The 12,582-nt window shown below is 39.0% G+C and carries 12 protein-coding genes; 5 read left to right on the top strand and 7 right to left on the bottom strand.

Translation table 11 applies throughout. The features are described from left to right. Positions 1-34 precede the first annotated feature (34 nt). Complete coding sequence (locus EZ444_RS06865; protein WP_131607989.1) at positions 35-589, top strand: NUDIX domain-containing protein; 555 nt, start codon at positions 35-37, stop codon at positions 587-589. Positions 590-612: 23 nt separating this feature from the next. After that, positions 613-1,365: a lysophospholipid acyltransferase family protein gene (locus tag EZ444_RS06860; protein WP_131607988.1), complete on the top strand. Its 753-nt coding sequence runs from the start codon at positions 613-615 to the stop codon at positions 1,363-1,365. Here EZ444_RS06860 and EZ444_RS06855 read toward each other — a convergent pair. Together EZ444_RS06855 and EZ444_RS06850 are read right to left on the bottom strand one after the other, a co-directional pair. Continuing rightward, entirely contained in the window at positions 1,362-2,114 is a 753-nt protein-coding gene (locus EZ444_RS06855; protein ID WP_131607987.1) for a LytR/AlgR family response regulator transcription factor, read from the bottom strand. The genes EZ444_RS06860 and EZ444_RS06855 overlap by 4 nt on opposite strands. After that, the gene (locus EZ444_RS06850; protein WP_131607986.1) at positions 2,111-3,145 is read right to left on the bottom strand and encodes a sensor histidine kinase; all 1,035 of its coding nucleotides are present in this window, start codon (positions 3,143-3,145) and stop codon (positions 2,111-2,113) included. Before EZ444_RS06850 ends, EZ444_RS06855 begins: the two co-directional genes overlap by 4 nt. A gap of 242 nt (positions 3,146-3,387) precedes the next feature. On the opposite strand from EZ444_RS06850, the gene EZ444_RS27155 reads away from it, so the two are divergent. From EZ444_RS27155 to EZ444_RS06840, 3 genes are all read left to right on the top strand, one after another. Beyond that, a complete protein-coding gene (locus EZ444_RS27155; RefSeq protein ID WP_165503545.1) occupies positions 3,388-3,561 on the top strand; it encodes a hypothetical protein in 174 nt (57 codons plus the stop codon). Between the two features lie 261 nt (positions 3,562-3,822). Continuing rightward, entirely contained in the window at positions 3,823-4,200 is a 378-nt protein-coding gene (locus EZ444_RS06845) for a BlaI/MecI/CopY family transcriptional regulator (RefSeq protein ID WP_090781345.1), read from the top strand. After that, positions 4,197-6,194 carry a M56 family metallopeptidase gene (locus EZ444_RS06840; RefSeq protein ID WP_131607985.1) on the top strand — a complete coding sequence of 666 codons (1,998 nt, stop codon included), beginning with the start codon at positions 4,197-4,199 and terminating at the stop codon, positions 6,192-6,194. Before EZ444_RS06845 ends, EZ444_RS06840 begins: the two co-directional genes overlap by 4 nt. 69 nt (positions 6,195-6,263) lie before the next feature. On the opposite strand, the gene EZ444_RS06835 is transcribed toward EZ444_RS06840, so the two are convergent. From EZ444_RS06835 to EZ444_RS06815, 5 genes are all read right to left on the bottom strand, one after another. After that, on the bottom strand, positions 6,264-7,127 hold the full coding sequence (locus EZ444_RS06835) for an energy transducer TonB (RefSeq protein ID WP_131607984.1): 864 nt from the start codon (positions 7,125-7,127) through the stop codon (positions 6,264-6,266). 130 nt (positions 7,128-7,257) lie between these two features. Beyond that, positions 7,258-8,028, bottom strand: a complete 771-nt coding sequence (locus EZ444_RS06830) for a succinate dehydrogenase/fumarate reductase iron-sulfur subunit (protein WP_131607983.1) — start codon at positions 8,026-8,028, stop codon at positions 7,258-7,260. A gap of 26 nt (positions 8,029-8,054) precedes the next feature. Next, positions 8,055-10,034, bottom strand: a complete 1,980-nt coding sequence (locus tag EZ444_RS06825) for a fumarate reductase/succinate dehydrogenase flavoprotein subunit (RefSeq protein WP_131607982.1) — start codon at positions 10,032-10,034, stop codon at positions 8,055-8,057. 25 nt (positions 10,035-10,059) lie between these two features. Then, positions 10,060-10,740, bottom strand: coding sequence for a succinate dehydrogenase cytochrome b subunit (locus tag EZ444_RS06820; protein WP_131607981.1), 681 nt, complete (start codon positions 10,738-10,740; stop codon positions 10,060-10,062). Between the two features lie 181 nt (positions 10,741-10,921). Continuing rightward, positions 10,922-12,445, bottom strand: a complete 1,524-nt coding sequence (locus tag EZ444_RS06815) for a S1C family serine protease (RefSeq protein WP_131607980.1) — start codon at positions 12,443-12,445, stop codon at positions 10,922-10,924. Between the last annotated feature and the right edge of the window lie 137 nt (positions 12,446-12,582).

Here is a 12,582-nt window from a genome sequence, read left to right as displayed (position 1 = left end):
CCTAGCTAAAATCAGAAATTCGTATATTGCGAACATGGAAGAGCATAATCCCTGGATAACAATTGATAGCCATAAAATCTACGAAAACAACTGGATTGGGCTAACAGAACACAATGTGATCAACCCTTCAGGGGGTAAAGGTATATATGGCGAAGTGCATTTTAAAAATTATGCCATTGGCATTATGGTATTGGACCAAGATCACAACACCTGGTTGGTTGGGCAATACCGATTCCCTTTAAAAGCATATAGTTGGGAGATCCCCGAAGGTGGCGGCCCACTTGAATCTGATCCATTAGAAAGTGCACAACGTGAATTACAGGAAGAAACAGGTCTTTTGGCAAATGAGTGGATAGAGCTACAACGGATGCATTTATCTAATTCCGTAAGCAACGAACTAGCTATCATTTATATGGCCAGAGACTTAACTCAAGGTGAATCTTCACCAGAAGAAACGGAAGAACTGGTATTGCGTAAACTCCCGTTTGAAGAGGCCTACCAGATGGTAGTGAATGGCGAAATTACCGACAGCATGAGCGTTGCTGCGATTTTAAAGACCAAAATATTGATCCTCGAAGGCCATCTATAATTTTTTATCACATTAAATAAACTATGAACAAATTTCTAGGCTATATCTTCAGTCTACTATTTTATATCTCCTTTGGCTTAGCATTGGTCATCTTCCATCCCATTCAATGGGTGTGCTACAAGTTTTTTGGCTATAAAGCACATAAAGCATCTGTTGATGCCCTTAATTTCTTCTTAACCTACACTGATCTGCTGATGGGCTGCTCCATCACCTTCATAAATCAACAAAACCTGCCTACTGATAGACCGATCATTTTTGTGGCCAATCACCAAAGCATGTATGATATTCCGGGCCTCATCTGGTTCTTAAGAAAACACCATGTAAAATTCATTTCCAAAATTGAGCTGACAAAAGGGATTCCTTCTATTTCTTACAATCTGAAATATGGAGGGGGTGCAAATATAAACCGTAAAGATAGCAAGCAGGCTGTCTCTGAACTGATCAAACTAGGCCGAAGGATGAAGGAAAACAACTGGTCGGCCATGATCTTTCCCGAGGGCACCCGTGCCAAAGACGGCCAAATGAAAGCTTTTCAGGTTGGCGGCATTGCAACACTTTTAAAAAAAGTCCCCAATGCTTTAATTGTGCCTGTAGCCATTGAAAACTCATGGAAATTAGTGCAGTATGGCTTCTATCCTTTAAGCTTTGGGGAGAAATTAAGGTGGACCGTATTAACTCCTATAGAGCCCGGCAATAAGAACCCTGAAGATATTGTGCTTGAAGCCGAGCATGCAATCCGAATCAAGCTAAACCAGGTAATATCTAATCCGATTTAGATATTTTTATTGTCTATATGCTTAAAAAATTCATCCCTATAGGTATCCCCTATTGGAATAATTTTGCCGCAAATAGAGATCCTGCTACGTTCAATACTATCAATCTTGTCCAAAGCAATGATGTACGATTTATGAACCCTGATGAATTTCCCTTTCGGTAAGGTCTCTTCCATCTTTTTCATATTCTGCAACGTGATTACACGCTCTGTTTTTGTAAATATGGAAATGTAATCCTTCAAGCCCTCAATGTAAAGTATATCATCCAATTCAATCTTCTGGATTTTATGCTCTGTCTTCACAAAGATAAAGTCTTGAATAGGATTAACCGGATGCGGCGCAGGAACAATGGCCATTAATGGCTGTATAGGAGCGTCAGGCGGACTAGTCACCTTTACCTGATTATGCACCTTCTCTACAGCTTTATAAAAGCGATCAAATGCAATAGGTTTTAATAGATAATCAGACACATTAAGGTCGTAACTTTCTAAGGCGTACTGAGAATATGCCGTCGTTAAAATGTAATTGGCCTTTCCACTGGCAATCTTTAAAAACTGTATTCCCGTCAATTCAGGCATCTGAATATCCAGAAACACAATATCCACCCCACCCGCCTGCACCATTTGCAGTGCTTCGATGGCATTTTCTGTACGTTTAACCAATTCCAGAAAAGGTACTTTAGAAACGTAATCCTCTATAATATCAAGCGCCAGCGGTTCATCATCAACAGCTATACATTTTAACTTTATCATATATCAAGCATTAGTTCGGTAGTATAATGAGTTGCCGAATTTACAATATTTAATTTATACCTATCAGGATAAAGTAGTTGCAGCCTGCGTTCCACGTTGTTTAATCCAACACCACCCATTATATCTTTGTTGTAGGTGTTCTTCTTATTCGTCACACTAAAGTGCAATATCTTTTGATTGGCAATGATATTGATCCTGATTGGATCTTTGGGATCGTTAGCTACTCCATGTTTAAACGCATTTTCTACAAAAGAGATCAAAATCAATGGTACCACATGCTGATCATCAATCTCACCATGTAGAGTCAACTCAACCGCAGCTCCATCCTTAAACCTCAATTTCTGCAACTCTATATAACTTTGCACATAGGTAATCTCTTTACTTAATGACACCCAGCTATCGTTACTTTCGTAAATCATATAGCGCATAATTTCTGATAGCTTTAAAATGGCATCAGCCGTTTTATCAGATTTTTGATAGGCCAGGGAATAAATATTATTTAAGGAATTGAACAGAAAATGCGGGTTAAGCTGCGATTTTAAAAACTGTAGCTCCATATCTCTTTTTTCGCTTAGTAGGTTGCGCTGAACACGTTCGCTGCCAAACCAATCTATAGCAAACTTTAACAGCGCACTTACCACGACAAAAAAGCCAGATACAAAAATGGCAAACACAATATATTTAGTAATCTCGAAGTATTCTATTTTACCGGATTCCTGACTAAAATAAGTTAAAAACAGATCGCTATTTAAGCTTGCGACCACCGTCTTTATAATCACCATAATGGCGATAAGCATAAAGATGGCGAACATATATAGTCCGTATTTCTTTTTCTGCTCCACCAATATGGGAATCAGCAAAGTATAATTGATGTAAAAGATCGAGAGGTTGATGATGGCGAAGTAGCCAAACTTCACCATTACTTCATAGGAAGATGGTCTTTGATCGCCATTAAAAGTGTCCCAAAGCAATACTGACAATATAAGCAGCCAAAAAAATAGGTGTACAGCTAGAGGGCCTTTGTTTTTCATTTATATAGGGTAATAATTAAATATCTGAACTATCAAATTACACAAATCTAATTATTTTAAGACGGAGGCATTCGACCAACGGGCATTTTTCTTCTACCAACTGGCATAAATGACTTGATTGATGGGATAACACTCCAATTCAACCGTTTATCTAGTATAAAATACACTTGGTCTAAAAGATTTTAGCAGCCTATTTTTATTTATTCTATTTGTTTCATCAAAGCAAAACAAATAAAGGACTTATGAAAAAGTTAGCAAATACTTCGCCATTCTTATTACTACTGGTTCCAGTATTTATAGTGATATTATTGACATTCATAACTGCTGGTTCTGATCGTCAAAATGAGGATTTAGCTGTAAAAGCTCCTGCTATGAAAACTACATTGACCAAAGTAGTAAGCCCATTTTCCAAATAACAGCAGCGCTTTAGCCGAGGCTACATACTACCTACGTGCATTTAATGCTCCAGGTAAATAGCATATAAATTTTAGTTAATAATAAAAGATGGCGGTGGATACCGCCATCTTTTTTGCATTCAGGTTGTTGTGAAATTATTTATAATAATATTTTGAAAACTAAAATATTAGTTATAGCTTTATACTAAATCTTTAGTTATACCGAAAACTGCGCATAAAACGGAATAACCTATAAGAACAGAACTACAAACCGAATATAATATGGAAATAAAAGATCTAACCAAGGCAGAAGAGCAGATCATGCAAATCATCTGGCAAATCGAAAAGGGCTTTGTTAAAGAAGTAATGGACTTTTTACCAGAACCAAAACCCGCCTACAACACCGTATCAACTATTATCCGCATTCTCGAAACCAAAGGTTTTGTTGCGCATGAGGCTTTCGGAAAATCGCATCAGTACTACCCCCTGATCAGCAAGGAAGATTATAAACGACACGCTACAGAAAAGCTTTTAGATGGCTACTTCGAAAACTCTGTAGAGAGCATGTTCTCCTTCTTTGTTAAAGAAGAAAAACTGGATTTGAGCGATGTAGATGAAATCCTAAAAATGATTAACAAAATTAAAAACAGACCAAGATGAGCTGGGCACATTACATACTGCAAGTCAATATTTACCTGCTGGTATTTTATGGCTTTTATAAGTTATTGTTAGACAAAGAAACTTATTTCACACTTAACCGAATTTACTTGCTTTCAGCAGGCCTACTCTCCTTAACTATCCCCTTTTTAAGGTTCGAGTGGTTTACTGAACAGCCGGCAACACAACCCTTTTCTGCTGGTATTGGGGAATTAAATGACCTGATGACCGATGTAATGATCGGGAATGCCGCTCCGGATAGATTTAGCATGGGCAATCTGGCAGTCTCTATTTACCTCATTGGAATCCTATTTTTTCTAGGAAAATTCATTTGGCAGCTCTTTGCTATCAGTAAGCTATTAAAAAGGACGGACAAGGGCACTGCTTTTTCATTCTTTAAACACAAAAGAATCGATAAAAATCTGCCTCAGCTATCAACCATCCAAAAACACGAGGAGATACACATACGCCAATACCACAGTCTGGATATCATTCTTTTTGAAGTCCTAGCCATCTTTACTTGGTTCAACCCGGTGATCTATGCCTACAAAAAAGCAATAAAACACCTCCATGAATATCTAGCAGATGAAGAGGCCGCAAAGTTTCAAGGCGATAAAGCAGAATATGCCCTATTGTTATTGAGCAAGGCTTTTGGTGTTCCTCAAAACGCATTAACGAATAGTTTTTTTAATAAATCACTTATCAAAAAAAGAATTTATATGTTACACAAACCAAGATCGAGGAAAGCAGCCATCTTAAAATACGGCATGTTTGTTCCGCTATTTGCCATTGCATTAACCATGTCATCGGCCACCATTAGAAACAATAAAAACATTAAGAAAATAGCTGATGAGATCCCTCTAAACACGCCTTTAGAAGCAATTAAAGAGGTCGTACAAGAGTCTATCAACAAAACCGCAGCACCTCAACTAGTAAAAAAAGCCAGCGTTGGACAAACAACAGGAATTATTGAGGAGGGCTGGGAGGACTTTTACAAGTATGCTAAACGAGCCATTAGATATCCTGCAGCCGCTCACAAGGCCCAGTTACAGGGAAATACCATGATTAAATTTAAAGTTGCTGATGGTTTAGTAGAGAATGCAGCAATTGTCGCCAGATTAGGTGATGGATGTGATGCAGAGGCGATGAGAGTAATTGTGAGCTATCCCAGATACAAAGACATTAAAGACGGCGATTATACGCTAAAGGTTAAGTTTGTATTTGACGGCGCCAACACTCCTTTAAAAAATGAGACTGTAGCGGCGGTAAAAGGATATAAAGCACTAAATGACATCATCATAACGGGCTATGCAACTCTATATAAAGAAGCTGCCGATGGCAATATCATTGATGACAATAAGATCTATGACTTTGTGTCAATTGACAAACAGCCTACTTTTGCAGGAGGATTTGAGCAATTCTATGCCTATCTAAAAAAAGAGATAAAATACCCTGCCGAAGCAGTTAAAAACAATGTTCAAGGTAAAGTATTCCTCTCTTTTGTAGTTGAAATAGATGGAGACCTAACCAATATTAAAGTTGAAAGAACTCTTGGATCTGGTACAGATGAAGAAGCGGTAAGGGTATTAGAGGAATCGCCAAAATGGATTCCAGGCACGCAGAATAGCAGACCAGTACGTGTAAAATACAATATCCCCATTACTTTTAGTTTAAACAAAGAAGGTAATCAATCAGGCAAGAGTCAGGGGCAAATCAACAATAATAATAGCAATGGTCCGAGCTTTAGCAGCAATAATATTACGGTGACCGGATACGGCACTAAAACTGCAAATCCACCACTATATGTGATAGACGGAAAGATCATGGAAAACGCAGATATCAATACCATAAAACCTGAAGACATCTATTCAATCAATGTATACAAAGACGCCAAAGCGACTGCGATATATGGAGCAAAGGGCGCCAATGGAGTAATCGTAATTACCACCAAAGCAGCAAACAATACCGAAAAAGCATCTGAAGTAAAACAGAAGTAATTACAAAATCTAGATAAAAAAGAAACCCGACCAATAGAGTCGGGTTTCTTTTTTATATCAAGCACATTGCTAGTCTCTAAAGGTCTGAGGGAATTGTCCAAAAGCTATAACCATATTATATTTTACGCGTATAAGCTTTTCCTTCTGCATCCCCGGAATCCATTTCGGGGATGCTTTTAATAACCTAACGGCTTCTTCATCCGTGCCCGAACCTAGCGGCCTTTCCACCTTAACATTGGTTATGCTGCCATCTACTTCAACAATAAAAGAAAGAAAAACGCCACCACTAACATTGTTCCTTTCAGCCTTTTTAGGATACTTTAAATTCTCTTTCAGATAATTTTTAAACGCTGGGTTACCGCCATCGAAAGCTGGCTTCCGCTCCAATTTTACAAAATCGTATATTCTTGTATCCCCATTTAGTGAACCATCAATTACGCCCTTAGGAAGTCCACCATAACCTTTTACAGTAACTTCGTCCAGAGATTTATACCCTTTTAGTGGTTCAATCGTTTCGTTTAATTTAGGTGTATTGGTTTCAGTAAGTACAAACGCGAACTTTAAAGTATAATCTCCATCTTTAATATCCTTGTAACCTTTATACGAGGAGATACATTTCATTGCCGCAGCGTCGCAGCCTCCACCCAGTTCAGCTACAACGCCCACTTCTTCGACTACTCCATTAGCAACTTTAAATTTGATCATGCTGGTTCCCTGTAGCAAGGCTTTTTGTGCAGCATCAGGATATCTAACCGCACGCTTAGCATATTTGTAAAACTCCTCCCAATCATCAACCATCTTATGTGTGGATACCTGGTTATTTTTATCCTTGATAATCGTTGCCGATGACATCGTTAATGCAATGGCAAATAGCGGAACAACCATACCGTACTTCAAAAGGCGGGATTTCTTTAATTGTGATTTGTAATACATAGCGTTATTTAAATAAGCATTTAATTATCTAATCTATAAAGAAATAACTACAAAACCTATATAAGCAAAGAACCCCAACCAAATTGGTCGGGGTTCTCCGTGTAGTACCTTGTCTCGTGGTATAAAACTATTAAATATCTTCCTCAGATACAAATTTTGCAGAATAAAAATCTCTATTCATGCGTGCAATGTTCTCTAAAGAGATGCCTTTAGGGCATTCTGCCTCACAAGCTCCTGTATTGGTACAATTACCAAATCCTTCCGCATCCATCTGCGCAACCATACTTTGTACCCTACGGTAACGTTCCGGCTGTCCCTGAGGTAATTGTGCCAACTGAGAAATCTTTGCAGATACGAAAAGCATAGCCGAAGCATTTTTACAAGTAGCCACACAAGCACCACATCCAATACAAGCTGCAGCTTCGAAAGCTGAATCCGCTTGTACTTTAGGAATTGGAAGGTTGTTAGCATCTTGTGCATTCCCTGTATTTACCGAAATAAAGCCACCTGCAGCAATAACTCTGTCAAATGCAGATCTATCTACAGTTAAATCTTTTATTACCGGAAAAGCCTTTGCTCTCCATGGCTCAACAACGATGGTATCTCCATCTTTAAATGAACGCATGTGTAACTGGCAAGTAGTAATTCCGTCTTTTGGTCCGTGCGGTCTGCCATCGATATACATAGAGCAGGCACCACAGATCCCCTCTCTACAATCGTGATCAAACACAACAGGCTCGTCACCCTTAGAAATTAACTGTTCGTTTAATACATCAAACATTTCTAAGAAAGACATATCAGGAGAAATCTCTGATAGTTTATAATCCACCAAACCACCTTTGGCTTTTGTATTTTTTTGACGCCAGATTTTCAGCGTTAAATTCATATTTCCTGTACTCATGATATTGAGATTTTAGTACTTAGCTATTATTTATAACTTCTTTGTGCAACCTTGATGTTTTCAAATTTCAGCTCTTCTTTATGCAGCTCAAATTTAACACCCTCTTTGAACTCCCATGCAGCTACGTAAGCATAGTTTTCATCGTCACGCATCGCTTCACCTTCTTCAGTTTGATACTCTTCCCTGAAGTGACCACCACAAGATTCATTTCTGTTCAAAGCATCGATACACATCAATTCTCCAAGTTCGATAAAGTCGGCCACACGACCTGCTTTTTCTAACTCAGGGTTAAACTCGTTGGCTTCTCCCGGTACACGAACATCGCTCCAGAATTCCTTACGTAGTTCTTGAATTTCAGCAATTGCCTCAGTTAAACCTTTAGCATTACGTGCCATTCCACATTTGTCCCACATGATCTTTCCTAATTTCTTATGGAAATGATCAACAGTCTTAGTTCCTTTAATCGCAAAGAATTTATCAATAATTCCTTTTGCATTAGCTTCAGCTTCAACAAATGCAGGGTGATCCTGTGGAATTGGTTTTGTTGCCAGTTCTTTAGATAAGTAAGCACCAATAGTGTAAGGAATTACAAAATAACCATCCGCTAAGCCTTGCATCAACGCAGAAGCCCCTAAACGGTTAGCACCGTGATCAGAGAAGTTAGCCTCTCCTAAAGCATATAAGCCCGGTACAGTAGTCATTAAGTTATAATCAACCCATAAACCGCCCATGGTATAGTGAACCGCAGGATAGATACGCATTGGCAATTCATAAGGATCTTCTCCAGTGATCTGCGCGTACATATCAAACAGGTTACCATATTTTTCCTTAATTACCTCACGGCCTAAGCGCATGCAGGTTTCTTTATCAGGATTATGGATATTTTGTACGTTAGCTTCAATACGACCGTAACGCTCAGTATTGGCTTTAAAATCAAGATAAACAGCTAATTTAGATTTACCTACACCGTAACCTGCATCGCAACGCTCTTTAGCTGCACGTGATGCAACATCGCGCGGTACAAGGTTACCAAAAGCAGGGTATCTGCGCTCTAAATAATAATCTCTTTCATCCTCAGGAATCTCAGAAGCCTTACGGGTATCATCTTTCTTTTTAGGAACCCAGATACGTCCATCGTTACGTAACGACTCAGACATCAGGGTCAATTTAGATTGGTGATCTCCAGAAACTGGGATACAAGTAGGGTGAATTTGCGTGTAGCAAGGGTTACCAAAGAAAGCTCCTTTTTTGTGTGCTTTCCAAGCTGCCGTTACGTTACTACCCATTGCATTTGTAGAAAGATAGAATACGTTTCCGTAACCACCGCTGCAAAGCAATACCGCATGTCCAGAATGACGTTCTAGTTCACCGGTAAGCAAGTTACGGGCAATAATACCACGCGCTTTACCATCAACTACAACAACTTCAAGCATTTCGTGACGGGTAAACATTTCAACTTTACCCATTCCGATTTGACGCTCTAAAGCGCTATAAGCACCTAAAAGCAATTGCTGACCGGTTTGACCCGCAGCATAGAATGTACGTTGAACCTGTGTACCACCAAAAGAACGGTTGTCTAATAAACCGCCGTACTCTCTGGCCAAAGGCACACCTTGAGCCACACACTGATCTATAATGTTTGCACTTACTTCTGCTAAACGATGTACGTTAGCTTCACGTGCACGGTAATCACCACCTTTTATTGTATCATAAAATAAACGATAAGTACTATCGCCATCATTCTGATAATTTTTTGCTGCGTTGATACCACCTTGAGCTGCAATAGAGTGCGCTCTTCTTGGTGAATCCTGGAAACAAAAACATTTAACCTTATACCCCATTTCAGCAAGGGTTGCTGCTGCCGAAGCACCTGCAAGTCCAGAACCTACTACGATAACTTCTATGCTTCTTTTATTGGCCGGGTTAACCAATGGCATAGATGAACGTAATTTAGTCCATTTTTCTGTTAACTCTCCTTCAGGTATATGAGCATTTAATTCTGCCATGTTATTTAAACTTTAAGATCAAAAATTATTTAATAAGGCCCAGGTACATTGCAATAGGCATTGAAGCGAACAACAAAGAAATGATAATTGAATACCATATTCCCAAACTTTTAATGATTGGTGTATACTTCTTATGGTTCCAACCTAAAGTTTGGAATGCCGAAGAGAAACCGTGCAGCAAGTGATAAGCCAATGAAACCATTGCTAATACATAAAGCACAACCAACAAAGGATCTTTAAAAGTTTCTACCATTACAGCAAAAAGATCATGGTTGCCATTAGCATCGGTAGTAGGAATGCCTGTAAAACGCGACATAACCCAGAACTTGTTGATGTGAACAATTAAGAAGATTAAAAGCAAAGTGCCTAATAAACCCATTGAACGGGAATACCATTTGCTATTTGCGGCGCCATTGGTAACGGCATACTTAACAGGACGTGCAGCCTGGTTTTGAAACACCAACCTGAAACCCTGAATAATATGCGCAAGCAAACCTGCGAATAAAACGATTTCCATAGCCCTGATTAACCAGTTAGTACCCATAAAATGCGCACCCATATTAAAAGTTAATCCGCCGTCATTCACATATATCAATGCATTGATAAAACAGTGCACTAAAAGAAATGAAATGAGAAACAGGCCCGTTATGCCCATTATTAATTTTTTTCCAATTGATGAGGAAAAAGCGTTTCCGAAACTTGCCATTAGATTGTTTTTTTATTTCTGTTATGTGCAAAAGTATTTAATAAAAGAATTAATCGGTTAATTCAAAGCACAAATCAGCTATTTAGAAACATTCTAACATTACAATTGGATGATAAATGTATCAAAATCAAAAAAGGGTAGCCGGAAACACCGACTACCCCTCTTTTATCGAGATTTTATATTAGAAAGAATAGGTAAACTTACCTTCTGCCGTTACCCCAGATATGGTAGTCATACCATTTCTTGACTGTGGCAAGGCAGCTTCAATATCCTTAGCACTATTTACAGGTCTACCATTTACAGCTGTAACCAACAGCCCTTTAGATATGTCCAAAGAATCGAAAATCTTACCTGGCACAACACCTGTTACCACTACCCCGCTTTTTGCACCATACTTATTTTTAAGTTGCGCCGAAGCAGGAGCAAATGAAGCACCCAACTTTTCTATACTCGCACTACCGCCATTTTTAGCAATTGCCTCAGGTTTTGTCGCAGCTCCATCACCTTTCAATGTCACACGTGTATCTTTCAACTGTCCATTTCTAGAGTAAGTTAACTCTACTTTATCACCAGGGCTTAAACGACCTATTTTCTCTTGTAAATCTGGAGAATCATAGATGATGTTACCATCAATCTTTTTAATGATATCACCTTTTAGCAAGCCTGCCGCTGCTGCACCACTACCTGGAAGCACTTCATTTACATACAAACCAGAGTTGTCTTTTACATTTAACTTCTCAGCCAAATCAGCATCCAGTGTAGAGAACGTAACCCCAATATAACCACGTTTCACCGCGCCATATTTTCTGAAATCATCCAATATCTTTTTGGCCAGATTAACTGGAATCGCAAAACCGTAACCTACGTTTGTGCCAGTTTGAGACGCAATAGCTGCATTGATACCTACCAATTCACCATTTGCGTTTACCAACGCTCCACCGCTATTACCTGGGTTAATGGCCGCATCTGTCTGTATATACGACTCAATACTTGTATTTGCAGCACGTGCAGGCATTTTTCCAGTTCTTTGATATTCCTCAAAATCTTCTTCTGATGGTTGTTGTTGATCTCTAGCCAGAATACCAATACTACGTGATTTGGCACTTACAATTCCCGCCGTAACAGTGGTTTGTAAATCCAAAGGGAAACCTACCGCCAAAACCCACTCACCAATCTGAACATTATCAGAATTACCCATTTTCACTACCGGCAAATCAGTTGCATCAACTTTAATCAAAGCCAAATCCGTGTTTGGATCTTTACCAACGATTGTTGCACTAACCTTACGTCTATCAGACAAGATTACTTCAATTTTATCAGCATTATCTACCACGTGGTTATTGGTTACGATGTAACCATCAGGAGTTAAAATCACACCCGAACCCGAAGCTGCTCTTGGAGCACGTTGCATTTTACGTCCACCGCCGCCAAAGAAGTCAAACATATCCATTGGAGACGACGACCGTTCGCCACCTCCGCTATATGAAGTCTTAATGTGAACTACCGCTGGCGACACTGCCGCTGCTGCCTCCACAAAATCTACAGCTCCTGCCGAAGATATTTTGGCATTACTTGCAAAAAGCACCTTTTGTTGATCGGCAAATGACAGCAAGTTGTCATTTTTATGTTCCATCCATTTGTAGCCACCTAAGGCAGCTGCACCACCTATAAATGCAGCCAACGCTATTAATCCTATCCTTTTCATTTATATATTAGTTTATATTTAACTTATTTAAGAAACCTATTTAGTATTTTCTTTCCTAGATCTATTCAAATTTAATACCATAAGCGCGATATTTGCATCTGTAAACAGTCATGAATACTGTTAAAAAATGTTAAATG

The sequence above is a fragment of the Pedobacter hiemivivus genome, assembly GCF_004331685.1.
In the GTDB taxonomy this organism is placed as follows: Bacteria; Bacteroidota; Bacteroidia; order Sphingobacteriales; family Sphingobacteriaceae; genus Pedobacter; species Pedobacter hiemivivus.
The sequence above is the reverse complement of the archived record's forward strand: the minus strand, read 5'-3'. Positions and strand labels throughout refer to the sequence as shown.

Bases quoted from the DNA above. Each gene is read 5' to 3' on its own strand.
- EZ444_RS06865 (WP_131607989.1), top strand. From the start codon at position 35: ATGGAAGAGCATAATCCCTGGATAACAATTGATAGCCATAAAATCTAC.
- EZ444_RS06860 (WP_131607988.1), top strand. From the start codon at position 613: ATGAACAAATTTCTAGGCTATATCTTCAGTCTACTATTTTATATCTCC.
- EZ444_RS06855 (WP_131607987.1), bottom strand. From the start codon at position 2,114: ATGATAAAGTTAAAATGTATAGCTGTTGATGATGAACCGCTGGCGCTT.
- EZ444_RS06850 (WP_131607986.1), bottom strand. From the start codon at position 3,145: ATGAAAAACAAAGGCCCTCTAGCTGTACACCTATTTTTTTGGCTGCTT.
- EZ444_RS27155 (WP_165503545.1), top strand. From the start codon at position 3,388: ATGAAAAAGTTAGCAAATACTTCGCCATTCTTATTACTACTGGTTCCA.
- EZ444_RS06845 (WP_090781345.1), top strand. From the start codon at position 3,823: ATGGAAATAAAAGATCTAACCAAGGCAGAAGAGCAGATCATGCAAATC.
- EZ444_RS06840 (WP_131607985.1), top strand. From the start codon at position 4,197: ATGAGCTGGGCACATTACATACTGCAAGTCAATATTTACCTGCTGGTA.
- EZ444_RS06835 (WP_131607984.1), bottom strand. From the start codon at position 7,127: ATGTATTACAAATCACAATTAAAGAAATCCCGCCTTTTGAAGTACGGT.
- EZ444_RS06830 (WP_131607983.1), bottom strand. From the start codon at position 8,028: ATGAGTACAGGAAATATGAATTTAACGCTGAAAATCTGGCGTCAAAAA.
- EZ444_RS06825 (WP_131607982.1), bottom strand. From the start codon at position 10,034: ATGGCAGAATTAAATGCTCATATACCTGAAGGAGAGTTAACAGAAAAA.
- EZ444_RS06820 (WP_131607981.1), bottom strand. From the start codon at position 10,740: ATGGCAAGTTTCGGAAACGCTTTTTCCTCATCAATTGGAAAAAAATTA.
- EZ444_RS06815 (WP_131607980.1), bottom strand. From the start codon at position 12,445: ATGAAAAGGATAGGATTAATAGCGTTGGCTGCATTTATAGGTGGTGCA.